Source organism: Nocardioides sp., from assembly GCF_044226765.1.
GTDB lineage: Bacteria > Actinomycetota > Actinomycetes > Propionibacteriales > Nocardioidaceae > Nocardioides.
Genome location: NZ_JBGAGJ010000006.1, coordinates 177,954 through 204,268 on the forward strand (window position 1 = coordinate 177,954; position 26,315 = coordinate 204,268).

General features: G+C 73.5%; 23 protein-coding genes and 1 riboswitch. Of the genes, 14 read left to right on the forward strand and 9 right to left on the reverse strand.

Annotated features, from left to right (window positions below; genetic code table 11):
- Nucleotides 1–16 precede the first annotated feature (16 nt).
- The 3 genes from ACILRH_RS14510 to ACILRH_RS14520 all read left to right on the forward strand — a co-directional run bounded on the left by ACILRH_RS14510 (nt 17) and on the right by ACILRH_RS14520 (nt 5,078).
- Nucleotides 17–751 carry an HAD family hydrolase gene (locus ACILRH_RS14510; protein ID WP_395694549.1) on the forward strand — a complete coding sequence of 245 codons (735 nt, stop codon included), beginning with the start codon at nt 17–19 and terminating at the stop codon, nt 749–751.
- Nucleotides 748–3,321, forward strand: coding sequence for a glycoside hydrolase family 65 protein (locus ACILRH_RS14515; protein ID WP_395694408.1), 2,574 nt, complete (start codon nt 748–750; stop codon nt 3,319–3,321). Before ACILRH_RS14510 ends, ACILRH_RS14515 begins: the two co-directional genes overlap by 4 nt.
- 80 nt (nt 3,322–3,401) lie before the next feature.
- Entirely contained in the window at nt 3,402–5,078 is a 1,677-nt protein-coding gene (locus ACILRH_RS14520) for an APC family permease (RefSeq protein ID WP_395694410.1), read from the forward strand.
- Nucleotides 5,079–5,082: 4 nt separating this feature from the next.
- Here the strand turns inward: ACILRH_RS14520 and ACILRH_RS14525 are convergent, their stop codons facing one another.
- Nucleotides 5,083–6,171, reverse strand: a complete 1,089-nt coding sequence (locus tag ACILRH_RS14525) for a WD40/YVTN/BNR-like repeat-containing protein (protein ID WP_395694411.1) — start codon at nt 6,169–6,171, stop codon at nt 5,083–5,085.
- 127 nt (nt 6,172–6,298) lie between these two features.
- Between ACILRH_RS14525 and ACILRH_RS14530 the strand changes: the two genes are divergently transcribed.
- From ACILRH_RS14530 to ACILRH_RS14555, 6 genes are all read left to right on the forward strand, one after another.
- Nucleotides 6,299–7,171 (forward strand): EamA family transporter, encoded by an 873-nt coding sequence (locus tag ACILRH_RS14530; protein WP_395694413.1) that lies wholly within the window; start codon nt 6,299–6,301, stop codon nt 7,169–7,171.
- Nucleotides 7,172–7,212: 41 nt separating this feature from the next.
- Complete coding sequence (locus ACILRH_RS14535; RefSeq protein ID WP_395694415.1) at nt 7,213–7,743, forward strand: sigma-70 family RNA polymerase sigma factor; 531 nt, start codon at nt 7,213–7,215, stop codon at nt 7,741–7,743.
- Nucleotides 7,744–7,747: 4 nt separating this feature from the next.
- Nucleotides 7,748–8,374 carry a hypothetical protein gene (locus tag ACILRH_RS14540; protein WP_395694417.1) on the forward strand — a complete coding sequence of 209 codons (627 nt, stop codon included), beginning with the start codon at nt 7,748–7,750 and terminating at the stop codon, nt 8,372–8,374.
- Between the two features lie 400 nt (nt 8,375–8,774).
- Nucleotides 8,775–8,981, forward strand: coding sequence for a hypothetical protein (locus ACILRH_RS14545; RefSeq protein WP_395694419.1), 207 nt, complete (start codon nt 8,775–8,777; stop codon nt 8,979–8,981).
- Between the two features lie 92 nt (nt 8,982–9,073).
- The gene (locus ACILRH_RS14550) at nt 9,074–9,988 is read left to right on the forward strand and encodes an alpha/beta fold hydrolase (protein WP_395694420.1); all 915 of its coding nucleotides are present in this window, start codon (nt 9,074–9,076) and stop codon (nt 9,986–9,988) included.
- A gap of 1 nt (nt 9,989) precedes the next feature.
- Nucleotides 9,990–11,171 carry a PQQ-dependent sugar dehydrogenase gene (locus ACILRH_RS14555; RefSeq protein WP_395694421.1) on the forward strand — a complete coding sequence of 394 codons (1,182 nt, stop codon included), beginning with the start codon at nt 9,990–9,992 and terminating at the stop codon, nt 11,169–11,171.
- Here ACILRH_RS14555 and ACILRH_RS14560 read toward each other — a convergent pair.
- The 8 genes from ACILRH_RS14560 to gatC form a co-directional block, all read right to left on the reverse strand.
- Complete coding sequence (locus tag ACILRH_RS14560) at nt 11,168–11,989, reverse strand: ECF transporter S component (RefSeq protein WP_395694423.1); 822 nt, start codon at nt 11,987–11,989, stop codon at nt 11,168–11,170. The genes ACILRH_RS14555 and ACILRH_RS14560 overlap by 4 nt on opposite strands.
- The gene (locus ACILRH_RS14565) at nt 11,986–13,575 is read right to left on the reverse strand and encodes an ABC transporter ATP-binding protein (RefSeq protein WP_395694425.1); all 1,590 of its coding nucleotides are present in this window, start codon (nt 13,573–13,575) and stop codon (nt 11,986–11,988) included. The genes ACILRH_RS14560 and ACILRH_RS14565 overlap by 4 nt, the downstream gene beginning before the upstream one ends.
- On the reverse strand, nt 13,572–14,669 hold the full coding sequence (locus ACILRH_RS14570) for an energy-coupling factor transporter transmembrane component T (protein WP_395694427.1): 1,098 nt from the start codon (nt 14,667–14,669) through the stop codon (nt 13,572–13,574). The genes ACILRH_RS14565 and ACILRH_RS14570 overlap by 4 nt, the downstream gene beginning before the upstream one ends.
- On the reverse strand, nt 14,666–15,571 hold the full coding sequence (locus ACILRH_RS14575) for a hypothetical protein (RefSeq protein WP_395694428.1): 906 nt from the start codon (nt 15,569–15,571) through the stop codon (nt 14,666–14,668). Before ACILRH_RS14575 ends, ACILRH_RS14570 begins: the two co-directional genes overlap by 4 nt.
- Before the next feature lies 1 nt (nt 15,572).
- Complete coding sequence (locus tag ACILRH_RS14580; RefSeq protein WP_395694430.1) at nt 15,573–17,225, reverse strand: prenyltransferase/squalene oxidase repeat-containing protein; 1,653 nt, start codon at nt 17,223–17,225, stop codon at nt 15,573–15,575.
- 58 nt (nt 17,226–17,283) lie between these two features.
- Nucleotides 17,284–17,363: riboswitch (cobalamin riboswitch) on the reverse strand.
- Between the two features lie 120 nt (nt 17,364–17,483).
- Complete coding sequence (gene gatB, locus ACILRH_RS14585) at nt 17,484–18,980, reverse strand: Asp-tRNA(Asn)/Glu-tRNA(Gln) amidotransferase subunit GatB (protein WP_395694431.1); 1,497 nt, start codon at nt 18,978–18,980, stop codon at nt 17,484–17,486.
- 1 nt (nt 18,981) lies between these two features.
- A complete protein-coding gene (gene gatA, locus ACILRH_RS14590) occupies nt 18,982–20,553 on the reverse strand; it encodes an Asp-tRNA(Asn)/Glu-tRNA(Gln) amidotransferase subunit GatA (protein ID WP_395694432.1) in 1,572 nt (523 codons plus the stop codon).
- On the reverse strand, nt 20,550–20,849 hold the full coding sequence (gatC, locus tag ACILRH_RS14595; protein ID WP_395694434.1) for an Asp-tRNA(Asn)/Glu-tRNA(Gln) amidotransferase subunit GatC: 300 nt from the start codon (nt 20,847–20,849) through the stop codon (nt 20,550–20,552). The genes gatA and gatC overlap by 4 nt, the downstream gene beginning before the upstream one ends.
- Nucleotides 20,850–20,955: 106 nt before the next feature.
- On the opposite strand from gatC, the gene ACILRH_RS14600 reads away from it, so the two are divergent.
- The 5 genes from ACILRH_RS14600 to ACILRH_RS14620 all read left to right on the forward strand — a co-directional run bounded on the left by ACILRH_RS14600 (nt 20,956) and on the right by ACILRH_RS14620 (nt 26,202).
- On the forward strand, nt 20,956–22,305 hold the full coding sequence (locus tag ACILRH_RS14600; protein WP_395694436.1) for a PP2C family protein-serine/threonine phosphatase: 1,350 nt from the start codon (nt 20,956–20,958) through the stop codon (nt 22,303–22,305).
- The gene (locus ACILRH_RS14605) at nt 22,302–23,291 is read left to right on the forward strand and encodes a B12-binding domain-containing protein (RefSeq protein ID WP_395694438.1); all 990 of its coding nucleotides are present in this window, start codon (nt 22,302–22,304) and stop codon (nt 23,289–23,291) included. Before ACILRH_RS14600 ends, ACILRH_RS14605 begins: the two co-directional genes overlap by 4 nt.
- Before the next feature lie 60 nt (nt 23,292–23,351).
- Complete coding sequence (locus tag ACILRH_RS14610; RefSeq protein ID WP_395694440.1) at nt 23,352–23,870, forward strand: SigE family RNA polymerase sigma factor; 519 nt, start codon at nt 23,352–23,354, stop codon at nt 23,868–23,870.
- Nucleotides 23,863–24,987 carry a hypothetical protein gene (locus ACILRH_RS14615; protein ID WP_395694441.1) on the forward strand — a complete coding sequence of 375 codons (1,125 nt, stop codon included), beginning with the start codon at nt 23,863–23,865 and terminating at the stop codon, nt 24,985–24,987. Before ACILRH_RS14610 ends, ACILRH_RS14615 begins: the two co-directional genes overlap by 8 nt.
- Nucleotides 24,988–25,143: 156 nt before the next feature.
- Nucleotides 25,144–26,202: an IS110 family transposase gene (locus tag ACILRH_RS14620; protein WP_395693973.1), complete on the forward strand. Its 1,059-nt coding sequence runs from the start codon at nt 25,144–25,146 to the stop codon at nt 26,200–26,202.
- Nucleotides 26,203–26,315 lie beyond the last annotated feature (113 nt).

The following is a 26,315-nucleotide window of genomic DNA, read 5'->3' on the forward strand; positions in this document are numbered from 1 at the left end:
CTTGGTGCTCGTGACCGTGACGTGGCAGGACTACGACGCCGTGCTGTTCGACCTCGACGGGGTCATCACCCCGACCGCCGAGGTGCACATGCGCGCCTGGTCGGAGATGTTCAACGCGTTCCTGGGCTCCTGGGACGGGGGCGGTGACACGACGCCGTACACCGAGGCCGACTACTTCGCCCACGTCGACGGCAAGCCGCGGTACGACGGCGTCCGCGACCTGCTCTCCGCGCGCGGCATCGAGCTCCCCGATGGCAGTCCGGACGACGCGCCGGACGTGGACACCGTGTGCGGCCTGGGCAACCGCAAGAACGACGCCTTCAACGCCGTGCTCGCGCGCGACGGCGTCACGGCCTACCCCGGCTCCGTGCGCCTGCTCGACCACCTCGACCGGGTCGGCGTGCCGATGGGCGTCGTCTCCTCGTCGGCCAACGCCCCCGCGGTGCTCGAGGCGGCCGGGCTGCTCGACCGGTTCCGGACCGTCGTCAGCGGGCGGGTCGCCACCGAGCTGGGGCTGGCCGGCAAGCCGGCGCCGGACACGTTCCTCCACGCCGCGCAGGTGCTCGGGGGTGCCGCGGACCGGTCGGTGGTGCTGGAGGACGCGGTCTCCGGCGTCCGCGCCGGTGCTGCCGGCGGCTTCGGGCTCGTCGTCGGCGTCGACCGCGGCGCCGGCGCCGACGTGCTGCGCGAGGCGGGTGCGGGGATCGTGGTCTCCGACCTGGCCGAGCTCGTCCCGGACGAGGCCGCGTGAGCCGGCCGGCGGTGGGCCCCGACCCGCTCAACCGGGGGCGTTTCCCGACCGACCCGTGGGCGCTGGTGGAGACCGGCTACCGGCCCGACGACCTGGGCGTGACCGAGACGCTGTTCACCGTCGCCAACGGCTACCTCGGGATGCGCGGCAACCCCGAGGAGGGACGGCCGGCCTACGCCCATGGCACGTTCGTCAACGGGCTGCACGAGACCTGGCCGATCCGGCACGCCGAGGCCGCCTTCGGGTTCGCCCGCACCGGCCAGACGATCGTGAACGCCCCGGACACCAAGGTCCTCAAGATCTACGTCGAGGACGAGCCTCTGATGTTCGAGACGGCCGACCTCGAGCACTACGAGCGCCGGCTCGACTTCCGCGACGGCGTGCTGCGCCGGCACCTCGTCTGGCGCACGCCGTCGGGCAAGCGGGTGCGGATCGACTCCACCCGGATGGTCTCGATGACCCAGCGGCACCTGGCGATCATGACGCTGGAGATCGAGGTGCTCACCGGCGACGCCCCCCTCGTGATCTCCTCCCAGATCCTCAACCGCCAGGACGGGATGGACGAGTACCGGATGCCGCAGGACGCGAGCGCCGCGACCATCGACCCGCGCAAGGCCGCGGTCTTCGGTGAGCGCGTCCTCCTGCCGCGGATGAGCTACGCCACCGAGGAGCGGATGCTGCTGGGCTACCAGTGCGCCCACTCCGGGATGACGCTGGCGGTCGCGGCGGACCACCACCTCGAGACCACCGACGAGTACGAGCTCGTCGCCCGTGCCGACGAGGACCAGGCCAAGCAGGTGTTCCGGGTCGACGCGACCCGCGGCACGACGATGCGACTGGTCAAGACGGTGACCTACCACAGCTCGCGCGGCGTCCCCGTGCGTGAGCTCTCCGACCGGTGCGACCGCACCCTGGACCGGGCCAAGCGGCACGGCGCCGAGCACTACCTCGAGGACCAGCGGGCGTGGTACGCCGACTTCTGGGCCGGCGCGGACGTCGAGATCGGCGGCGACGGACCCGAGCACGCCGCGGTCCAGCAGGCGGTGCGGTTCAACCTCTTCAGCCTCGCCCAGGCCACCGGCCGGATCGACGGTCTGGGCGTGCCGGCGAAGGGGGTGACCGGGTCGGGCTACGAGGGCCACTACTTCTGGGACACCGAGATCTACGTCGTGCCCTTCCTCACCTACACCCAGCCCGAGGTGGCACGCAACGCCCTGCACTTCCGGTCGCTGATGCTGCCGGCCGCGCGCGAGCGTGCCCGGGAGATGGCCCAGAGCGGCGCGATGTTCCCCTGGCGGACCATCAGCGGCGAGGAGGCGTCGGCGTACTACGCCGCGGGCTCGGCGCAGGTGCACATCGACGCCGACGTCGCCTACGCGCTGATGAAGTACGTCCGGGCGACCGGCGACGACGGGTTCCTGGTGCGCGAGGGCATCGACATCCTGGTCGAGACCGCCCGGATGTGGGCGGACCTGGGCTTCTGGCGCAGCAACGGCGAGCCGACGTTCCACATCCACGGTGTCACCGGGCCCGACGAGTACACGACCGTCGTCAACAACAACCTCTTCACCAACGTGATGGCCCGCTTCAACCTCGAGCAGGCGGCCGCGGCGATCGCGTTCATCCGCGAGCACCATCCCGAGGAGCACGTCCGGGTGACCGCGCGGCTCCACCTCGACCCGGAGGAGGTCGAGGAGTGGCAGCGGTGCGCCGACGGGATGACCATCCCCTACGACGAGGGCCTCGGGATCCACCCGCAGGACGACTACTTCCTGGACCGCGAGGTCTGGGACCTCTCGCAGACGCCCGACGAGCTGCGCCCGCTGCTGCTGCACTACCACCCGCTCGTGATCTACCGCTTCCAGGTGCTCAAGCAGGCCGACGTCGTGCTCGCCCTCTTCTTGCAGGGCGACCGGTTCACCGTGGAGGAGAAGCGCGCGGACTTCGAGTACTACGACCCGATCACCACCGGCGACTCGACGTTGTCGGCCGTGGTGCAGTCGGTGATCGCCGCGGAGGTGGGCTACCACGAGGCCGCGCTGCACTACTTCCACGAGTCGCTCTACGTGGACCTGATGAACCTGCACGACAACACCGTCGACGGACTGCACGTGGCCTCCACCGGTGGTGTCTGGAGCGCACTGGTCTTCGGGTTCGGCGGGATGCGCGACCACGACGGCCGGCTCAGCTTCGACCCGCGCCTGCCCGCCACCTGGGACAGCCTGACGTTCCGGCTGTGCTGGCGCGGGACGCGGATCCTCGTATCGCTCGTCGAGGGGTCCGTCTCGTTCCAGGTCGTCGACGGGGACGGGGAGGTCCCGCTCACCGTGCGCGGGTCGGCGTACGTCGTCCGCCCGGGCGCACCCGTGCGGGTGGACCTGCCCGACCAGGGTGAGCGCATCGACGGCCTGCTCGGCGACCGGCCGATCGTCGGCGGTCAGCGCGCCGACGGCAGCACGATCACCGCGGGCGTGCCCGAGCCGATCCACCCGCACGACGACCTCACCGACGCGACCGGCGAGATCCCGGCGCAGCTCCTGGAGTCCCCGACGGTCGGACCGCCTGTCTGACCGGTCCGGCGACGTTTGGCGCGCCGTGGGGTCGGGCACGAACGGAGAGCCCGTCTCGTCTCGGATCTCGGAGGACCGCCATGACCACCGCCACGCAGGCACGCGGGCACAGCCAGGGCGAGGGGACCAAGCTCCGGCGGCACGTCGGCATCGTCGGCCTGCTCTTCGCCAGCGTCGGGTCCATCATCGGCTCCGGGTGGCTCTTCGGCGCCCTCAACGCCGCCCAGCAGGCCGGACCGGCCGCGATCATCTCCTGGGCGCTCGGCGGCGTGATGATCCTGCTGATCGCGCTCGTGTACGCCGAGCTCGGCACGATGTTTCCGCTCTCGGGTGGAGTCGTCCGCTTCCCCCACCTGGCGTTCGGCTCGTTCGCCAGCTACAGCGCCGGGTGGATCACCTGGGTGGCGGTGGCGACCACCGCACCCATCGAGGTGATGGCGGCCTTGCAGTACGCCACCAAGTACGCACCGTTCACGTCCGAGCACACCGTCAACGGCGAGATCGTGCACACCCTCACCGCCCTGGGCTACGCCGCCGCGGTGGTGCTGATGGCGCTGTTCGTGGTCGTGAACTACTTCGGCATCCGGTGGTTCGCGCGGATCAACAACGTGCTCGTGGGATGGAAGATCTTCATCATCCTGCTCGTGGTGGCCGCCTTCCTGCTGTCCGCCTTCCACACCGAGAACTTCACCAGCCACGGCTTCAGGCCCGAGGGGTGGCACGGCGTCTTCACCGCGATCGCCACGTCGGGGATCGTGTTCTCCTACCTGGGCTTCCGCCAGGGCATCGAGCTGGCGGGCGAGACCGACAACCCGCGCCGCAACGTGCCGATCGCGGTCGTCGGCTCCGTGGTGATCACCGGGCTGATCTACATCGCGCTCCAGGTCGCGTTCATCGGAGCCCTGCCGCCGAGCGTGATCAGCGACTCCGGCGGGTGGGCGCAGCTGAGCTTCGAGAACGACTTCGGGCCGCTCGCCGCCGTCGCCACGCTGCTCGGCATGGGGTGGCTGGCCATCCTGCTCTACATCGACGCGATCGTCTCCCCCGGTGACACCGGCCTGATCTACACGACGGTGACGTCGCGGATCTCCTACGCGATGGCTCGCAACGGCAACGCGCCGAAGGCGCTGGCCCGCACCACGAACCGGGGGGTGCCGTTCATCTCGCTCCTGGTCACCTTCGTCGTCGGGCTCATCGTCTTCCTCCCGTTCCCCAGCTGGCAGCAGCTGGTCGGGTTCATCACCTCGGCCACCGTGCTCTCCTTCGCCTCCGGCCCGCTCGTGCTGGCCGCGCTCCGCAAGCGGCTCCCCGAGGCCGAGCGGCCGTTCCGGGTCCCGGGCGGGCACGTGCTGCCGTTCCTCGCCTTCTGGGCGTCCAACCTGATCGTCTACTGGTCGGGCTGGGACATCGTGTGGAAGCTGGCGGTCGCGGTCGCCATCGGCTTCGTGCTGCTCCCCGTCTACCACCTGCTGGGCCAGGACACCCCCAAGCTGGACCTGCGCTCGGGCGCCAGCTGGGTGGTGCCGTGGCTGGTCGGCCTGCTGGTGATCTCGTGGGTGGGCAGCTACCCCGAGCCGGCCGCGGGCAACCTGGGCGTGCTCGGCTTCGGGACCGCGATCCCCGTCCTCTTCGTGTTCTCCGGCCTGATCTACGCGCTCGCGCTGCGGTTCCCTCTGCCGCGCGAGGAGATCGAGCAGCACATCGAGGACTCCCTCCACGAGTCGGAGGTCGAGGAGGAGACCCTGCAGTCCACCTGAGCGGCTACAGGGCGGCCGCCCGAACGCACATCACGTCCGGGAGGTCGCAGACGACCTGGTGCCAGGTGTCGCCCTCGTCGGCCGAGCCCCAGACCGAGCCGTTGCGGGCACCGAAGTACAGTCCGGCCCGCTCGTGGTCGTCGGCGCACATGGCATCGCGCATCACGGCGACGTAGAAGGCGTCGGGCAGGCCGTCGCCGAGCTCCTCCCAGTGGTCGCCGGCGTCGCGGGAGCGCCACACCCGGGCCTTGGCCTCGGGTGGGTAGCGGCCGTCGCCGCCGCTGATGGGGAACACGTGGACGGTGTCCGGCTCGTGGGGGTGGACCACGATCGGGAAGCCGAAGTCGGCGGGCAGGCCGTCTGCGATCGAGGACCAGGTGGCCCCGTGGTCGTCGGAGCGGTAGACGCCGCCGTGGTTCTGCAGGTAGAGCCGGTCGGGGCGCGAGGGGTGGCGGGTCACCTTGTGCACGCACTGCCCGAACTCCGGGTACTGCTGGCCCTCCGGCAGGAACTCCGCGCGGATGCCGTGGTTGCGCGGCTCCCACGTCCGGCCGCCGTCGGAGGTCTGGTAGACGCCCCCGGTGCTGAGCGCCGCCGTCACCGAGAGCGGGTCGCCCGGGTGCGGGAGCACGGTGTGGAAGGCCTGGCCACCGAAGCCGGCGTTCCACTCCGGCCGGTGGGGGTGGTCCCACAGCGCCCGCTCGAGCGCGAAGGTCTCGCCGCCGTCGGTCGAGCGCCAGACCGCAGCCGGCTCGGTGCCGGCGTACACCACGCCGTCCTCGGCGCCCGGGACGAGCTGCCAGACGCGCTCGACGGTGGCGCCGGTGTCGTCGGGGAACCGGACGGCCCCGTTCGGGGTGTCCGCCCAGGTGGCGCCGAGGTCGTCGGAACGACGGACCTGCGGACCCAGCCAGGGTGACGACGTGCCCGCGAGGAGCCGAGGCGCCGACCCGCGCTTGTCGACCAGGCAGGAGTAGACCTCCTCCATGTCGAAGTGGGGGCCGGTGAAGTCCCAGTCCCGACATGACTCGTCCGAGGTCCCGATCCACAGGCCCTTGCGGGTCCCGACCATCAGCACGGTCCGGTCTGCCATCTGCGCCCTCCGCTCTCGTGGTCCCACTGTGCCCATCGCACTGCCCATCGCACTGTGCCCATCCCACTGTGTCCATCGCACTGTGCCCGTCCCACTGCCCATCTCACTGTGCCGTTAGGTTGACCCGGTGGCTACCCGGAACTCATCGGTCCGCGGAGCCTCGCCGGTCTGGCTCGTGCTCGTCGGCATCCTCTCGGTCCAGCTCGGCGCCGGGATCGCCAAGTCGCTCTTCGACGAGGTCGACCCCACGACGATGGTGTGGCTGCGGCTCGCGACCAGCGCGGTCGTCCTGCTTGCGATCGCCCGGCCCCGGCTGCGGGGTCGGAGTCGGACGGACTGGCTGGTCGTCCTCGCCTTCGGGCTGTCCCTCGGCACGATGAACTGGGCGATCTACCAGGCCTTCGCGCGGATCCCGCTCGGCGTCGCGGTGACGCTGGAGTTCGTCGGTCCGCTGACCCTGGCCGTGGTCGGGTCACGCCGCCCCCGCGACCTCCTGTGGGTGGCTCTCGCCGGCCTCGGCGTCGCGCTGCTCGGCCTCGGCGGCGGCGGGACGGTCACGCTCGCCGGCGTACTGTTCGCGCTCCTCGCCGGCGCCAGCTGGGCGGCGTACATCCTGCTGAGCGCGCAGACCGGACGACGCTGGCCCGGCCTCGACGGGCTGGCGCTCGCCTCCCTCGCGGCGACGGTCGCCCTCGCCCCGGCCGCGGTCGCCGTCGGCGGCGCCGACCTGCTCGACCCGCGCATCCTGCTGCTCGGCGCCCTGGTTGGCCTGCTCTCCTCGGTCATCCCGTACAGCTGCGAGCTGGTCGCGCTGCGCTCGCTGCGGCCCTCGGTGTTCTCGATCCTGATGAGCCTGGAGCCGGCCGCCGCAGCCCTGGCCGGCATCGTGGTGCTCGGCGAGGTGCTCAGCGCCGAGCAGTGGCTCGCCATGGCCTGCGTCGTCGTGGCGTCGGTCGGTGCCACCCGGTCCGCACGCACCGTGGCACCCGCCCCCGACTGATCGGGCGCGCGTGTAGTCCGATCCGGCTCCCCATGTGTTCTATGGGTGTGACAGGAGGGCGGCAGGCCACCGTGGAGATCGGCTTCGACGAGTTCGCCGCCGTGGAGACCACACGACTGCTGGGTCTCGCTCGCGTGCTGTGCGGCAACGACCACGACGCGTGGGACCTGACCCAGGAGACGCTCGCGCGCGTCTCGGCCCGGTGGGACCGGCTCGCGCACCACGACAACCTGCCGGCGTACGCCCGCACCACCCTGGCCAACCTGCACCGCAACGCGCGCCGCCGTCGGCGTGAGGTGCTGGTCGCCGAGCCTCTCGACCGGGCGGCGGCGGCCCCAGCGGACGCGTCGGCGCTGGACGCGTGGCTCGACGCCGCGATGCGCTCGCTGCCCCACCGGCAGCGGGTCGCGGTGGCGCTGACCTACCTGGAGGACCGGCCGATCGGCGAGGTCGCCGACATCCTCGGGTGTGGGGTGGCCACGGCGAAGACGCACCTGGCACGTGGACGCGACTCGCTGCGGCGGGCGGCCGAGGCCGCTCGCGCGGCGCAGTCCGAGGATCAAGGGAGGTAGCCCGATGGACAGCCCGACGGACCTGGACACCGATGACTTCATCGCCACGACGATGCGGAGGGTGGCGGACTCCGCCGTCCCGCGGCCCTCGGAGCCCGTGCGGCCACCGACCTGGCGGCGCCGGCGTGCCGCACCGCTGCTGGTCGCCGCGGCCGCTGCCGTGGTGGTGGGCGGTGTGCTGGTGGCCCTCGCACTGGACGGCCCCGACACCGCGCCCGACGGCGTGCCGGCAGGGACGCCCCCGGCCACCTGCACCCTCGACTACTCACCGCAGCCGCTCCCGACCTGGGCACGCTCCGGGTTCACGCCGCCCGACCAGCCGGTGTCGTACGTCCTCGGCGACCGCGGCGACATGGTGGCCGTCGTCTGGGGCACCCACCACCCGCTGGTCGCACCGCCTCGCTCCGACGGCACGACCAACAAGATCCTCTGGGTCGCGCGGGTCGGGGCAGCCGACGGACCCCTGGACATCCGCGCCACGCTCGCCGGCACGGGCAAGACGGTCACCCGCACCGTCGAGCCCGCCCCTGGGCCCTCCGGCATCGACCTCCCCTCCCCCGGCTGCTGGTCGCTCGACCTGACCTGGGGCAGCCACCACGACCACCTGATGCTCGGCTACGCGGCTCGCTAGGTGGTACCGCTGCTGGGTCCTGGAGTCCGGCGCCCCAGCCGTCACAGGTCCACCACGGTCTGGTGGTGAACCCGCGCCTCCCACGGCGGGCCCAGCACGGGAGGCGCTGTTTCGCCTGCATCCCGTGATGAAACTGCGCCCGACGCCCGCCGTACCCGCGTAGCCAGCCCTTCGGTCACGCCCCCAAACGGACCCGCGGCACGTCGACAGTCACCCCCCGCGCGGGTGCGGGGGTCTCGACAGGCTCGACCACCGGAGGCCCCGCGCGGGGTGCTCGACCACCGGAAGCCGCCGGGGCCGAGTTCACGCAAGCGTCACACGGCGTTGACCCCGGCGACCCGGCCGGCGCCTAGCGTGGAGCCACACCCGTTCTCGGAACCGCACGTTGGGGAGCAAGCCGATGGTCGTCACGCACCTCCTGCGCCGCCCGCTCGCTGCGGTACGACGTTGGCCGGTGGAGTCGCAGCAGCGCTCCCGGCGCAACGCCATGGTCGCCTCCACTGCTCTGGCACAACGGCGTGCGGAGCTCGACGAGGTCGAGGAGTTCCTGGCCGCTGTCGTCAGGACTCCGGTCGCGGAGGCGGCAGCCCAGGCTGCGCACGGCTGAGTTCACCGGCCCCGGCCGCCCTCCCACGGCCGGCCGGTGAACTCAGCCACACCTCCGCCCGACGACCCCGGCCGGACGGCAGAATCGGGACCATGCCTGTCACCCCGTCCGGCACGACGACCGCGCCCCGCCTCGCCTACCACGACGTGCTGTCCGACGACGGCACCCGGCTGCGGGCCTGGACCAACGATGCCGACGGCGTGCTCGACGGGCCGACGGTCCTGCTCTGCAACGGCCTGGGCACCAGCCCGTACGCCTGGCCGGCGTTCCTCGACCCGGCCTGCGACGTCCGGGTCGTGTCCTGGAACCACCGTGGCACCGGCGGCTCGGCGCGACCCGCGGACCTCGACCACGTCGGCATCGAGGCGTTCGCCGAGGACGGGCTGTCGGTCATGGACCACTTCGGCCTCGAGCGGGCGGTGCTGGTCGGGTGGTCGATGGGCGTCAACACCGCGTTCGAGATCGCGGTCGAGCACCCCGAGCGGGTCGCCGGCATCTTCGCGGTCGCCGGCGTCCCGGGAGACACCTTCGCCACGATGCTCGGCCCGCTGCGGGTGCCGCCGCTGGCCGCGCGCACGATGACGGTCGGCGCCGCGAAGGCGCTCAACGCGGCGGGGCACCTGATCAGCCCGGTGACGACCCGGCTCCCGGTGGGCCGCCGCGCCATCGATGTCGTCAGCCACAGCGGCTTCATGCTGCCCGTGGCCGATCCCGAGCTGGCCCGGCGGGCGGTGTCGGCGTTCCTCCAGACGCCCGTCGAGTGGTACTTCCACGTCGCCCTCCACACCTCGCGCCACCCGCGGATCCGCCTGAGCCGGGTCCGGGTGCCGGCGGCGTTCGTCGCGGGCCGGTGGGACCTGCTCGCCGGGCACCGCGCGATGCGCTCGGCCGCGGCCCGGATGGCCGACGCCACCTACACCGAGCTCCGGGGCAGCCACTTCCTCCAGATGGAGCACCCCGACGAGGTCCACCGGCAGCTGTTGGAGTTCCTGCATAGGGTCGGGTGACATGCGACGTCCTGCCGTCCGGGCCGCCACTGTCGGGGTCGCGCTGCTCGCGACCGCCCTGGCCGGGGCCTGCAGCAGTGACGCCGGCACGTCGGCCCCCGGGGACACCATCACCGCGAGCCCGACGTCCTCGGCACCGCCGTCGTCCGCGACGCCCTCGCCCTCCAAGCCGGTCGGCGACAACACGCCCTCCGTCGACGACGGCCCGCCGAAGGTGCTGGGGACGATCGCCACCGGCCTGGCGGCTCCGTGGGGCATCGGCTTCCTGCCGAACGGTGACGCGGTCGTCACGGAGCGCGACACCCGTCGCGTGCTCGTCCTGAGCCCGCCGGCGTACGACGTCCGCGAGGCCGGCACGATCAGCGCGGCCGTGCCGCTGGGCGACCAGGGCGGCGAGGCCGGGCTGCTCGGCGTGGCGGTCTCCCCCGACTTCGCCCAGGACCACCTCCTCTACTTCTACCTCAGCACCGCCTCGGACAACCGGATCGTCCGGGCCCGCCTGGACGACGGCCGGCTCGGGCCGACGTCGGTGGTCCTCGACGGCATCCCCAACGGCTTCATCCACGACGGCGGCCGGCTGGTGTTCGGCCCGGACGGCTACCTGTACGCCTCGACCGGCGAGACCGGGCAGCCCGACCTGGCCCAGGACCGGAGCACCCTGGCCGGCAAGGTCCTGCGGATGACCACCGACGGCAGGCCGGCGCCGGGCAACCCGTTCCCGGGCTCCCAGATCTGGTCCTACGGCCACCGCAACGTCCAGGGCCTCGCCTTCGACGACGACGGCCGGCTGTGGGCCTCGGAGTTCGGACAGGACACCTACGACGAGCTCAACCTCATCGAGAAGGGCCGCAACTACGGCTGGCCGATGGTCGAGGGCCGCGGTGACGGAGCGGGACTCACCAACCCGCAGGTCGTCTGGGACACCGACGACGCCTCCCCCTCGGGGCTGGCCTACCTCGACGGCCACCTGTGGATGGCCGCCCTGCGCGGTGAGCGGCTGTGGCGCGTCGACGTGCACGGCGACCACGCGGTCCACCCGGTCGACTACTTCGTCGGGCGGTACGGCCGGATGCGCACCGTCGTCGTCGCCCCCGACGGCAACCTGTGGGTCTCCACCAGCAACCGCGACGGCCGTGGCGAGCCCCGGCCCGGCGACGACCGGATCCTGCTGGTGCGGCCCTAGCCTTCCTGGCCCGTGACGACCCCGGTCACGGTCGCCCGCCGGGCCGCGCGCCGCAGGGTCGTGAGGATGGCCGGCCCGAGCACCAGGATCGCGACGGCGTTGGTGATCGCCCGGGCCGTGTCCCAGCTGCCGGTCGAGGTGAGCAGGGTGTAGACGACGAACGTGTGCAGGTTGTCCAGCACCGGCGCGCCGGCGACGTAGGACAGCGAGCCCTCGTGCCCCTCGACCGCGATGCCCGCGACGAACGGCCACCCGGACAGGTTCATGAACAGGCCGTAGAGGTAGGCCGAGACGACGCCGTACGCCGCCAGCAGGAACAGCTCGCTGCGGCCGGTGAGTCGGCGCGGCAGCAGCCCGGCCCCCATGCCGACCCACGCGGCGCACAGCATCTGGAAGGGCAGCCAGGGTCCGACGCCCGCGGTGAGGAGGGCGGAGGCGAACAGGGACGTGCAGCCCAGCACGAAGCCGAACCCCGGGCCGAAGACCCGGCCGGCCAGGATGAGCACGAAGAACGTCAGCTCGATGCCGCCGGTCCCGGGCGAGACGCTGCGCAGCACGGCGTTGACGGCGCTGAGCACCCCGAGGACGGCGAGCACCCGCGGGTCGAGCCCGCCCTCGTTGAGCTCGGCGAGCACGACCGCGAGGACGACCGGGAGCAGGGCGAGGAAGAGGAAGGGCGGGTCCACCCGCGTGCTGCCGTGCACGCGGAGCAGCAGCGGCCAGCACAGCATCGCCACCCCGGCCGCCGACGCCACGACCAGCACCAGGGCCGAGCGGGGCGAGACCCGGACGGCGGCGACCCGGTGCGGCACGCTCACGACGCGTCCAGCCGGGCGAGCTCGCGGGCCACCTCGTCGACCCGCAGCCACGGCGGGCCGAGGACCTTGGTGACCTGCGGCGCGAACGACGGCGACTCGGCCACCACACGGCGGACCGGACCCGAGGACACGACGTCGCCGTCGGCGAGCACCACGACGTCGTCGGCGGCCTGCGCGACGAACTCCACGTCGTGGGTGGCGACCAGCACCGTGTGCCCGTCTGCGGCGAGCCCGCGCAGCACCCCGGCGAGGACGCGCTTGGCGGTGTAGTCGAGCCCGCGGGTCGGCTCGTCGAGCAGCAGGATCCGCGGCCGGCTGGCGAGCACGAGGGAGAGGGCCAGCGCGAGCCGTTGCCCCTCGGAGAGGTCGCGCGGGTGCTGCCCGTCGGGGATGCCGGGGGCGAGCCGGTCGAGCAGCGTCCGGGAGTCGCCGGACCCGCTGTCGGCGGCGGCGCACTCCTCCGCGACGGTCTCGAGGTAGAGCAGGTCGGCGGCGTTCTGCGGCACCAGCCCCACCAGCGCCCGTCGCTGCGCGGGCGCGAGTCCGGCCGGGTCCGTGCCGTCGACGTCGACCGAGCCACCCGACCTGCGGCCGCTGCCCTGCAGGGCCCAGAGCAGGGAGGACTTGCCGGCCCCGTTGCGCCCCATCAGGGCGGTCACCCGCCCGGTCCCCAGGGCCAGGCCGACCTCGCGCAGCGCCACGGACCGGCCGTGCGCGACGGTCAGGTCGCGTACGACGACCGACGGCTCGGCCGCGACGGCCGGCTCGAGCGGGGGGCGCATCCGCTCGGCGAGACCGCGGGCGCGGCGGCGGGCGTCGCGCACGCTGAGCGGCAGCGGGTGCCAGCCGGCGACCCGGCCCAGCTCGACCAGCGGAGGCACGACCGGCGAGTCGACGAGCAGCTCGCCCGGCTCCCCCACGTGCACCTGCCCCGCACCGGTCATCAGGCACATCCGGTCCGCGAACGGCACGACCCGCTCCAGCCGGTGCTCGGCGAGCAGCACCGAGACGCCGAGGTCGTGCACGAGCCGGGTCAGGGTCGCCAGCACCTCCTCGGCAGCCGTCGGGTCGAGGGCCGAGGTGGGCTCGTCGAGCACCAGCAGCCGTGGGTGCATGGTGAGTACCGAGCCGATCGCGACCCGCTGCTGCTGACCGCCCGACAGCGTACGCAGGTCGCGGGCGCGCAGGTCGGCGATGCCGAGCAGGTCGAGGGTCTCCTCGACGCGGCGCCGCATGGTCTCCGGGGGCAGCCCGAGCTGCTCCATCCCGTAGGCGAGCTCCTCCTCGACGGTGTCGGTGACGAAGCCGGCGGCCGGGTCCTGTCCGACGTACCCGATCACGTGCGCCCGGTCGCGGGGCGGCGTCCGCACGATGCTCACGCCGTCCAGCAGGACGTCACCCTCGAGGACGCCGCCGCTGAACCGCGGCACCAGCCCGGTGACGACCCCGAGCAGCGACGACTTCCCGACGCCGGTGGGGCCGGAGACGAGCACCAGCTCACCCTCGTCGACGGTCAGGTCGACGCCGTCGAGGACCGGGTCGGTGGCGTCGTCGTAGCGGACGGTGACGCCGCGCAGCTCGATCACGCGGCCACCCCCAGGGTCAGCCGGGGCGGCGGGGAGCAGAGCGGACCGAGCAGCGCGACCGCTGCCAGCACCAGGCCGGCGCCGCTCACCGGCGGCAGGGCGTCGAGCGACGGGTAGGCCACGTCGGGCTGGTGGGCGCTGAGCCACCAGCCGAGCGCACCGGTGACCACGCCGGAGACGACGACCGCGACCTCGGGCCACCGCCACGGGTCAGGGCGGTAGCGGGTCCGGTCGACCCGGCGTCCCGCGCTGAGCAGCCCGGCGGTCGCGGTGGCGGCGCCGAGCAGCAACATGGGCAGCGCGAGCAACCGCGGTGCCGTGGTGTCCAGGACGGCGTAGGTGCCCACGCAGATCCCGCAGAGCCCCGCCAGCATCAGCGCGCCGGTGGTACGCCGCTGCGCCCGGCTCGCGCCGCCGGCCCGGCCGTAGCCGCGGGCGTCCATGCCGGCGGCGAGGGCGAGTGAGTGCTCCAGGGCGTCCTCGAGGACCGGGACCAGCAGCCGGCGCATCGACCGCACCCGCCCGGTCTCGCCCGCCCGCAGCGACTGGGCGGCCCGGACCCGGCGGGCGCTCTCGGCCAGCTGCGGGAGCACGGTCACGGCGACGACGAGTGCGGTACCGATCTCGTAGAGCGCCGGCGGGACCGAGCGCAGCAGCCGCTTGGGGTTGGCCAGCGAGTTGGCGGCACCGACACAGATCACGATCGTCGCCAGCCGGAGGCCGTCGTAGAGCGCGAACAGCAGGGCCTGGGCGTAGAGCGGTCCGAGCAGCGTGATGCCGGCGACCCACGCCGGGAGCGGGACCTCCGGGAGGTCGAGCAGCACCCGGCCGCCGGACCAGCCCCCGAAGACCACCCAGAAGGTCACCCGGACCGCGACGATGACGGCGCCCAGACCGACGTAGAGCCGGAACGACCGACCCCACGGCTGGTCCGAGCGTCGCAACGAGACCACCAGCGCCGCGACACCGACCAGCATCAGCAGCACCATCGGGTTGGTGGTGAACGAGGCCGCCACGGCGAGCCCGAGCGCCCAGACCCACCACGCGACCGGGTGCAGGTCGCGTGCGAGGCGGTCGCCCGTCGCGAGGCTCACGGCGCGGCCCGCCTCCGACGCACGACGGCCGCCGCCCCGGCCGCGGCCAGGAGTGCTGCCACCACCGCCGGCGCGACCCAGGCAGGCAGGCCGTGGTCGGGCTCGGCCGCCTCGGCGGCGGCCGGCGCCACGTCGGCGGACGAGGCCGGATCCGCCGGGACCTCCGCGTCGGGGGTCGCCGGGGGCGTGGCTGAGGCCGAGCCGGCCGCCGCTCCACCGCGGTGGTGGGCCCGCCGGGACGACGGCCCGCCGGGGACGGCTGTCGAGGATGCTGGGTCCGACGCCGTGGCCGACCCGGTGGCCGACCCGGTGGCCGACGGGCTCGCGTCCGTCGACGGCGGCCCGGCCGCCCCGCCCGACGGACCGCCGTGACCGGGTGCACGCGTCGGGGCGTGCGTCGGCTGGGCCGTCGGGGTCGGCGCGGCACTGGGGTGCGGGGCCGGCCGGTAGCCCGGCGGGCTGCGGGTGTCGCTGCCCTGCCAGGAGAAGCCGACGTAGCCCCCGTCCGGCACGTGCTGGCCCCCCGCCCCGGCCGTGGCGTAGGTCCAGCCGCCCGACTCGCCGTCGGACCAGAAGAGGCCCCAGTAGGCGTCCGCGGGCGGGGTGTTCACGCAGGAGCTGTCCGCCGGCTTGCCCGAGACCTGGCAGACGAAGCCGGGCTGCCGCTGGACATAGCTGAGGGTGAACCCGGCCGCCGGGAAGAGTGCGGCCGCCGTGTCACCGCCCCCGTCCGGGACGCACACTGTCTGCACGCCGCCCCCGAGCTGGTGGAAGTCCGCGACGACGGTGACCCCGTGGTCGGCCGTGCACCCCGCCGCGGCCGCCGGGGCGACGGGCGCAACGGCGTACCCCGCCGCGGCCAGGGCGGACGCGGCGAGGAGTCGCGTGACGAGACGTCGCACGTCAGCGGGTCACGGTGAAGGACGTGCGACCCGCGCGGTCGCGGAACTGACCGTGCGCGCGCACCGTGGCCCGGCCGGACACCTTCTTCGGGACGGGGAAGGCGACCCGCAGGACGCCCTTGCCGTTGGCCTGCCCAGCGGCCCCGGAGCCCGCCGCACCGCCCCGGCCGGCCGGCCACCTGACGACCACCGACCCCTGCTCGCCGGCGGCCAGGCCGCGGACCTTGACCACCTGGGTGCCACCGGCGTGGACCCGCTCCTTGACCGAGAGGGAGAGCTTCTTCGCCCCGAGCGCCCGGATCCGCGCGGTGCCGACGGCACCGCTCGCGTCCGACACCGTCGCGGTGTAGGTGCCCGCACGGGCCGGGACCCCCAGCGGCAGGTGCGCGTCGCCGGCGGGGTTCGCCCAGCGGAGCACCCGCTGCGCGCCGAGCACCGCGCACAGGGGCGCGCCGGGCGTGGCGTCGTTGACGCCGACCTGGGTCCGGCTGCCGGTGTGCACGTAGCCGGGCGCGTAGAGCACGTTCGGGTCACCCGGACCCGCCGGTGTTGCCAGCAGCCCGGGAAGGGCGTCCGCGGTGGCGCGAGCCGACTGGTAGACGAGCTGGTCGTCCATGGGCCCGGCGAGTCCCGCCGTGCGGGCGGCGTCGTCGTAGAGCACCGCGCCGCGGTCCGCCGCACCGAAGGGGCGGCAGGTCCCGACGTTCGCCGCCTGGTGGGCGCGCAGCCAGGCAGCAGCCCGCCCGGCCGCCGTCGGGTGCCCGGTGATCGCGAGGGCGTACGCCGCGACGCCGGTGCTGTTGGCGTTCGCCGTCGGGATGTCGGCGTCCGAGCCGAACCCGCCGTTCCCCCGCTGCTGGGTCAGCAGCCAGGCGACCGCGTCATCGACGCGCGCGGCGACGTCGGTGTCGTCGGTCTGGGACTGGAGGGCGCGGACCACGATGGCGGTGGTGTCGACGCTGGGCTTGCCGTCGCCGCCGTCGCAGGTCTGGTCGGCGGCGTCCGCGGCCGCGAAGTACTGGCGGAAGTAGCCCGCGGCGCACTGCTGCTGGAGGAGGAAGTCGGTCACCTCGTCGGTGTCGCTGCTGCCTGCCTCGTCGAGGCCCTGGGCGGCGAAGGCCTGGCCGATCACGTTGGCGAAGTCACCGGAGTACTGGTCCACCTCGTGCCACTGGTCCTGGATGCGGCCGGCCAGGGCCCCCTCCGTGGCGACGCGGCCCTCGAGATCGGTGACCAGGTCGTGCCCGCCGTAGGAAGAGGTGTCCGCGCCGGCCGTCTGTGCCAGCACCAGCGCCTTGGCCACGCCACCTGCGGCCAGGTCGGTGCCGCCGCCCGGGGTGAGGTAGGCATCCAGGTGGTCGGCGATCGCGGCGCTGACCTCGCCGACGACCGGTCCCGACGGGTCGACGGCATGCGCCGCGAGCGCGACGTCGATGGTCAGCCCGTAGTCGGGGTAGGGGTTGCCGTCGGGGTCGTCGTAGGGGCTCAGGATGAGACCGTCCTGCAGCTGACCGGTCAGCCAGGTGCGTGCCGACACCGCGGTCGCGGGCACGACCGGGTCGGCGGACGCGGACGGGCCCGTGAGGGTCAGCCCGCCGAGGACGAGGGTGGGGACCGCCAGCAAGGTGGCGGTGCGTCGCGAGCGGAGTCGCATGGTTGTTCCTTCCCGCAGCTGCTTTCCACGACAGCGCGTGTTCGGGACGCGACGCACCGGGTGCTCCGGCTCGCCCCGGCCACGGTGGGCCGGGTGCCTACGGTTGCGGGACAGCGCCGGACTTGGACCGGCTTCCCCCGTGTGCGGGCGTGAACGGTATCGAGTTGTTGGTGGGCGTGCCGGCGCAGCATAACCCGCTGCGACGGGCGACCGACCCCGCCGGCGGGTGTGACAAACCCCGCTCGGCCCGGGTCGGGGCTACTGCAGCTTCTCGAGGATCAGCTCGCGGACCCGCCCGGCGTCGGCCTGCCCGCGCATCTCCTTCATCACCGCGCCGATGAGCGCGCCGGCGGCCGCCACCTTGCCGTCGCGGATCTTGTCGGCGACGTCGGGGTTGGCGGCGATCGCGTTGTCGACGGCCGTCGACAGGGCACCGTCGTCGGAGACGATGGCGAGACCGCGAGAGGCCACGATCTCGTCGGGCGTGCCCTCGCCGGCGAACAGGCCGTCGAACACCTGCCGCGCCAGCTTGTCGTTGAGCGTGCCCTCGTCGACCAGCGCCTGCACCCGGGCCACGTCGGCCGGGGTGACCGCGAGCGCGGTGACCTCCACGCCCTGCTCGTTGGCCCGCCGGGCGAGCTCGCCCAGCCACCACTTGCGGGCGGCCTGGGGAGACGTGCCGGCGGCGATCGTCAGCTCGATGGCATCCAGCGCGCCGGCACCGACGGTGTCCCGCATCTCGAGGTCGGTGAAGCCCCAGTCGGCCTGCAGCCGGGCGCGGCGGGCGGTGGGGTTCTCCGGGAGCGTCCCCCGCAGCTCCTCGACCCACTCGCGCGACGGCGCGACCGGCACGAGGTCGGGCTCGGGGAAGTAGCGGTAGTCCTCCGCGTCGGACTTCTCCCGCCCGCTCGTGGTGACGCCGGTGTCCTCGTGCCAGTGCCGGGTCTCCTGGAGGACCTTCTCGCCCGCGCCCAGGACGGCGGCGTGCCGCGACATCTCGTAGCGCACGGCCCGCTCGACCGACCGCAGCGAGTTCACGTTCTTGGTCTCGGTGCGGGTCCCCAACACGCCGGAGCCCTTCGGGGACAGGGACAGGTTGACGTCGGCGCGGATCGAGCCCTGGTCCATCCGGGCGTCGGAGACGCCGAGCGCGACGATCAGGTCGCGCAGCTGGGCGACGTAGGCGCGCGCGACCTCGGGGGCCTTCGCGCCGGCGCCGACGATCGGCTTGGTGACGATCTCGATGAGCGGGATGCCGGCGCGGTTGTAGTCGACCAGCGAGTGGTCGGCGCCGTGGATGCGGCCGGTGGCGCCGCCCACGTGGAGCGACTTGCCGGTGTCCTCCTCCATGTGGGCGCGCTCGATCTCGACCCGGAAGGTCTCACCGTCGCCGACCTCGACGTCCATCCAGCCCTCGAAGCAGATCGGCTCGTCGTACTGCGAGGTCTGGAAGTTCTTCGGCATGTCCGGGTAGAAGTAGTTCTTCCGCGCGAACCGGCACCACTCCGCGATCTGGCAGTTCAGCGCCAGCCCGATCCGGATCGCGGACTCGACGGCCTTGCCGTTCACGACCGGCATCGCGCCCGGCAGGCCCAGGCAGGTCGGGCAGACCTGGGTGTTCGGCTCGGCGCCGAACTCGGTCGGGCAGCCGCAGAACATCTTCGAGGCGGTGTTCAGCTCGACGTGGACCTCCAGGCCGAGCGCCGGGTCGTACGCCGCCAGCACATCGTCGAAGGCGACGAGGGTGTCGCTCATGTCAGTTCACCTCGGTGGTCGAGTTGCGAGCGCCAGCGAGCATATCGAGACCCAGGGTCGGCGCCTGCGCGAGCAGCGGACCGCCCCACTTCTGCTCCAGGGCCGCCTCGAGGGCCGCACCGACGCGGTAGAGCCGGTCGTCGGCCAGCGCGGGCGCCAGCACCTGGAAGCCCGCCGGCAGCCCGTCCTCGTCGGCGAGCCCGCTCGGCACGGAGATACCGGGGACGCCGGCGAGGTTGGCGGGGATGGTCGCGAGGTCGTTGAGGTACATCGCGATCGGGTCGTCGAGCTTCTCCCCCAGCTTGAACGCCGTGGTCGGCGCCGTCGGCGAGACGAGGACGTCGGCCCGCGCGAACGCGGCCTCGAAGTCGCGCGCGATGAGCGTGCGGACCTTCTGGGCCTGGCCGTAGTAGGCGTCGTAGTAGCCGCTGGACAGCGCGTAGGTGCCCAGGATGATGCGGCGCTTGACCTCGTCGCCGAAGCCGGCGTCGCGGGTCGCGCGCATCACATCCTCGGCGCTGGCCTCGGGCTTGCCCTCGGGCCAGACCCGCAGGCCGTAGCGCATCGCGTCGAACTTCGCGAGGTTGCTCGACGCCTCGGCCGGGAGGATCAGGTAGTAGGTGGCCATCGCGTGGACGAACGACGGGCAGGAGACCTCGACGACCTCCGCACCGGCCGCGACCAGCAGGTCGACCGACTCCTGGAAGCGGGACATCACGCCCGCCTGCCACCCACTCTGCCCACCCCCGGCCGCCAGCTCCGTGATGACGCCGACCCGGAGGCCGGAGAGGCCGCCGGCCGCACCCTGGCGGGCGGCCTCGACGAGCGCGGGCAGCGGCTGGTCGATCGAGGTGGAGTCGAGCGGGTCGTGGCCGCCGATCACCTCGTGCAGCAGCGCGGCGTCGAGCACGGTGCGGGTGACCGGACCGGCCTGGTCCAGGGAGTTGGCCAGCGCCACGAGCCCGTAGCGCGACACCCCGCCGTACGTCGGCTTCACCCCGACCGTGCCGGTGACAGCGCCGGGCTGGCGGATCGAGCCACCGGTGTCCGTGCCGATCGCGAGGGGTGCCTCGAAGGCCGCCACGGCGGCCGCGGAGCCGCCGCCCGACCCGCCCGGGATCCGGTCGAGGTCCCACGGGTTGTGCGTGGGGCCGTACGCCGAGTGCTCGGTCGAGGAGCCCATCGCGAACTCGTCCATGTTGGTCTTGCCGAGGATCGGCAGTCCCGCCGCGCGCAGCCGGCGGACCACGGTCGCGTCGTACGGCGGCACCCAGCCCTCGAGGATCCGCGACCCGCAGGTGGTCGGCAGCCCCTCGGTGGCCAGCACGTCCTTGACCGCGATCGGCACGCCGTCCAGCGGCGACAGCAGGCTGCCAGCCGCGCGGCGGGCGTCGGACTCGGCCGCCTGGGCGAGGGCTCCGTCGGCGTCGACGTGGAGGAACGCGTGGACGGCGCCGTCGACGGCGGCGATGCGGTCCAGGTGTGCCTGCGTCACCTCGACCGAGGTGGTCTCGCCCGCGGCGAGCCCGTCGGCGATCTCGGCAGCCGTCGCGCGGGTCCAGTCGCGGCTCACTGCTCGTCCCCCAGGATCCGCGGCACCGAGAAGCGCTGCTGCTCGACCTCGGGAGCGCCCGACAGGGCCTGCTCCGGGGTGAGGCTCGGCGCGACGACGTCCTCACGGAACACGTTGGTCAGCGGGAGGGCGTGCGAGGTCGGCGGCACGTCGTCACCGGCGACGCCGGTGATCGAGGCGACCGACTCCAAGATGACGCTCAGCTGGGGTGCGAGGTGGTCGAGCTCCTCGTCGGACAGGTCGATCCGGGCGAGCGTCGCCAGGTGGGCGACCTCGTCGCGGGTGATCTCGGGCATGGGGGCAATCCTAGGAGTCCCGCGTCACCACCTCCTTTGGGGGGAGGCCGGGCCCAGGCCGGGTCCCCGTAGACTGGGCCCTCACCCCCAGGAGAGGCGCACGCGTTTGTCGATCTCGGTCCGGGAGCGGCATGCTCGCCTGCTTGCTGACTCCCGCTCCTCGGAGCCGCGCGCCCGCCTGGCGCAGGCGGTCAGCCGAGCAGAGTTCCTGCTCCGGGCCTCGCGCTCGGTCTCCGCAGTGCAGAACCCCCAGCGCGCGCTGGAGGCCCTCGTCGCACTGCTCCTCGACGACCTCGTCGACGTCGCCGGCGTGGTCGTCCGCTCCGGGGCGTGGCAGCTGAGCACCGTCGGCACCCAGGGTGCGCAGCCGCACAGCCAGACCAGCAGGTGGGTGGTCGACGGCTCCCCGTCCGCGATCGAGCAGGTGCTGCGCAGCAGCGTCGCCGAGGAGGTCGCGCTGCCGGCGTCCGGCCCCGGGCGCGCCCGCGTGCTGCGCTCCCTGCTGGCCGACGAGGACGCGGTCGCCCAGGTCGACTCGCTCGGTGTGGAGCAGCTCGTGGCGCTCCCCCTCGGGGCGCGCGGCCGCAGCTTCGGCGTGCTGGTCCTCGGCCGCGGTCAGGGGTTCGGCTTCGGCGAGTCCCACGGCTTCCTCGACGACCTCGCCGAGCGGGTCGCGGTCGGGCTGGACGCGACCCTGGTGGTCGCCGAGAGCCGCTACGTCGCCGGCGTCCTGCGCCGCTCGCTGGCACCCGACGACCTCCCCGAGATCCCCGACCTCGACCTCGCGACGTTCTACCGCGTCGCGCACGAGTCCGAGGACGTGGGCGGCGACTTCCTCGACGTGCACGGCCCGCACGACGACGTGCTCGTGCTGTGCGGCGACGTCGCCGGCAAGGGGGTCGAGGCCGCCGTGCACGCCAAGCGGATCCGCAACGCCGTGCGCACCGCCTCGTTCGTCGACCGCCGCCCCGGATGGGTCCTGGGACTGGTCAACCAGGTCGTCGTCGCCGAGGCCGGCCCCGACGACGAGTCCCTCGCCACCGCCACCTGCCTGCGGCTGCGCCACCGCGAGGGCCGCTTCGAGGTCGACGTCGCCAACGCGGGGCACCCGCCCGCTCTGCTGCTGCGCGCGGACGGCGAGGTCACCGAGGTGACCGCCGGTGGCATCGCGCTGGGCCTGCTCGAGGGCAGCGACTACGACGAGACCACCGTGCACCTCGCGCCCGGTGACACCCTGCTGCTCCACACCGACGGCGTCACCGAGGCCCGCGGTGCGGAGGGGATGTTCGGCGACGACCGGCTGCGCGCCGCGCTCGCCGGCATGGGGGGCCTGCCGGCCCGCTCGGTCGTCGACGCGGTCGCGATCGCCGTCACCGACCACCTCGGCGACCGGCCCCACGACGACATCGCGCTCGTGGCGGTCCAGCACCGGCCGGGCCGGGAGCAGGCCCGGTGACCGTCGCCGCCACCGAGCGCGACGCCTACTGGTCGGCCGTGCTCGCGGGCGACGCGCACGCGGCGTACGCCGTGGCCGCCGACTGCGTGTCGCGCGGCGTCCTGCTGCCCGCCGTGCTGGACGGGCTGGTGACGGGCAGCCAGGCGAGGGTCGGCGACCTGTGGTCGACCAACGCCTTCACCGTCGCCCAGGAGCACGCGGCGACCGCGGTCAGCGAGGCGGTCGTCACCCGGCTCGCCCCGCTCGTCGTCGAGCCCTCCGGCCCGCTCGTGCTCGTCGCCTGTGCCGAGCGCGAGTGGCACTCACTGCCCGCGCTCGTCGTCACCCACACACTGCGCGCCGCCGGCGTGCGGGCGGAGTTCCTCGGGGCGAGCGCCTCGCGCGAGCAGGTCGTCACCAGGATCCTGGACACCGGACCCCGGCTGGTGCTGCTGAGCGCGTCCGTGGCGTCCTCGCTCCCCCGGGTGCGCCGTCAGGTCGAGGCGATCCGCGGCACGGGCACCCCCGTCGTCGTCGGGGGTCGGGCGTTCGGGGCCGACGCGCTGCGCGCGCAGCGGCTCGGCGCCACGGCGTACGCCGCGACTCCGGCGGACGTGGTGCGGATGCTCGACACGCTGCCCCGGCACGTCCCGCCGGCGGCGCCGCTGCGCACCCCGGCCGCGCTGGAGGCCCGCAGCATCTCCGCGAGCGGCGACGAGGTGGCCCGCGACGTGCTCGCGGACCCGGCGGTCGCGGCGGCGCTGGGCTCGCGCCCCGGGTCGCCGGACCACTGGACGACGGTGCTGGCCACGTTCGTCCCCCACGTCGTGGACTGCGTGGTCGGTGCTCTCCTCGTGGACGACCCGGCGGTGGTCGCGCAGGAGCGCGTCTGGCTGGAGGAGGTCGTCGTGCACCGGGGCGGCGAGGTGGCGGCGGTCGAGTCGCTCTGGACCGCGCTGACCGACCGGCTGCGGGAGTACCCCGAGGCGGTGCGCGTCCTCTCCTGACCGGACCCAACCGATCCGGCGCCCGCCGCGTCTTCGATGGTGACCGCTCGAGGAGGATCGATGGCGAGACCGCTGACGGACGAGGAGTTCACCGAGCTCGTCCAGGCCGCGTGGCCGGGCCTGTACCGCACGGCGTACCTGATGCTGGGCGACCACCAGCTGGCCGAGGACCTGGTGCAGACGTCCCTGGCCAAGACCTACGCCGGCTGGCGCACGGTGCGCGACCGCGGCGCCGCGCCGGCGTACGCCCGCGTGGTGCTCGCCAACACGGCCGCCTCGTGGTTCCGCCGTCGGTCCTGGCGGGCCGAGCACCCCGCCGAGGTCCTCCCGGACCCCGGGGTGGAGCACGACCCGAGCACCCGGCCGGCGGTCCTGGACGCCTTGGCCACCCTCGCCCCGCGACAGCGGGCGGTGGTGGTGCTGCGCTACTACGACGACCTCAGCGTCCGCGAGGTCGCCCACGCCCTCGGCGTCTCCGAGGGCACCGTCAAGAGCCAGACCTCCGACGCCCTCGCCCGGCTGCGCGCCGTGCTCGGCGAGGCCGTCGTCCCGCAGCCCCTGGGAGCCCAGCATGACTGAACGACTCGCCCTCCTCCTGCGCGAGGAGTCCGACGCCCTCGACGTCCCCGCACCGGACCCCCACCGCATCCTGGCCGCGGGGCGCGCCCGCCAGCACCGGCGCCGCGTCCTCGGTGCGACCGTCGCGGCCACGACGGTCCTCGGCGCGGTCGGCCTGGCCGGGATCACCAGCCAGCTGCTCGGGGACGGGTCGCCCGACACCTACGCGACGGCGCCGGAGCTCCAGGGGTGGGCGGCCGCGTCCGGCTCCACGGTCGAGCTCGGCAACGGCCGCACGGTCCACGTCGACGGGACGGTCAAGTCCGTCTACTACACCTCGGCCGGCGTGCTGGTCCGCACCGGCCGCTCGGCGACGACCGACGCCCCGGACTCCGCCTACACGCTGGTGCCGGACGACGGCACGACCAGCGACTTCTCGCTCGACCTCGGCGACCGGGTGCCCGGCACCGACCCCGACGAGCCCTACCTCGCGTACGCCGAGCCGACCGGTGACCCCGCGCGCTGGGACGTCGTCCTGCGGGACGTCAGATCCGGGCAGGTCGCGGCCTCGGTGCCGGTCGAGGGGAGGTTCACCTGGGGTGGCTGGGTCGCCCCACCGGTGTCGCTGGACGGCGACCGGGTGTACGTCGGCATGGACGCCGCCACGCTCGTCGTGGACTGGCGCAGCGGTGCCGTCACCACGTCCGACGTGCTGCCCCCCAGCCGGATGCCGACCGTGCAGGGTGGCCGTGGCGTGCTGGAGAACCGCTCCGGCGGCTCGCGGGTCGTCGACGTCGGGACCGGTGAGGTGCTGCTGCGCGTGGCCGACCCCGACGTGATCGTGTCGCTGGCCCCGGACGGGCGGCACGCGATGGCGTTGCCCTGGCGCACGTGCGACGAGGACGGCACCTGCACCTACGACCGGCCCACGGCGCAGGTCTACGACGTCGACCGCGGCACCCACGTGCGGGTCGACCTGACCGACGCGTCCTACGGCTGGACCCCACGGGGCGACCTGCTGCGGGTCGACCGGGACTCCGTCGACGTGTGCTCCCCCGACACCGGCACCTGCCGGTCGACACCGGTCGAGGTCGGCGGTCGTGACCTGCGACTCGGCGGCACGAGCTACGAGGCCTAGACGGTATGGAGTGACCTCTCAGGGCTGCTGAGGGTTGTAGGCCGGGGCCCCACTCACAAATGGTCGTGGGTTACCGAGTAGGGCTGGCCTGCTCGGCCTATCCAACAGTTGTGGGAGGCCCCGGTGTTCACCGAGCGTACGAGCGTTGGGCTCGACGTGCACGCACGATCAGTCGCGGCGGCGGCGATCGATGGCGTCACGGGCGAGTTGGTCCAAGCGAAGCTGACCCCTTCGCACGAGCACATCCGGTCCTGGATCGAAGAGCTGCCGGGTCCGGTGGCGGTCACCTATGAGGCCGGCCCGACTGGGTTCGGGCTTCAGCGTCACCTGGATGCAGCCGGGATCCGGTGCGTGGTCGCGGCGCCATCGAAACTGCAGAGGCCCTCGGGCGATCGGATCAAGACCGACGCCAAGGACGCGGTCCACCTGGCCCGGCTGCTGCGACTCGACGAGATCACCGCAGTGGCGACTCCCACCGCGGACCAAGAGGCCGCCCGCGACCTGGTCCGTGCTCGCGAGGACTGCCGTGGTGACCTGATGCGGGCCCGGCACCGGCTGTCCAAGCTGCTGCTGCGCCACGGGATCGTCTACTACGGCGGTCAGGCATGGACCGGGAAGCACGACGCTTGGCTGCGGCACCAAGCCCTCCCGCAGCTGACCAGCCGTGCGACCCGGCTGACCTTTGACTCCGACTACGAGAACGTCTTGACGGCCAAAGCTCGCCGGGACCGGCTCGACACCGCGATCGGCCAGATGGCAGGCGATTCCGAGTTCACCGACCTGGTGCACCGCCTCGGATGCCTGCGTGGGGTCAGCACCCTGACCGGGTTCGCACTTGCGGTCGAAATTGGTGACTGGCACCGGTTCACCGGCAACACCATCGGCTCCTTCGTCGGTCTGGTGCCCAGCGAGTACTCCTCCGGGTCCTCACGTGTTCAGGGGTCGATCACCAAGACCGGCAACACCCACGTGCGTCGGCTACTGGTCGAGGCGGCCTGGCACCACCGTGCCCGCTACGTCGTGGGCAAGACCATGCGGGATCGGTGGGACCTGGCCCCCGCAGCTGCTCGGGTTCGTGGCGACGAGGGCAACCGGCGGCTGCACCAGCGGTGGGTGAAGTTCATCGACCGCAAGAAGAAGCCCACCATCGCCAACGTCGCGATCGCCCGCGAACTGGCCGGCTGGTGCTGGTCCCTGGCCGTGCTCGAGGAGTAGCCGACCACGATCTGCTTCGTCGTTCACGGCGGCCGGTGGCAGCGCGTGGAGCGACCCGCGAAACACCTATGAGCAGCCGACACCCTCGTCCGCGACGCTCGACGCTAGACAAG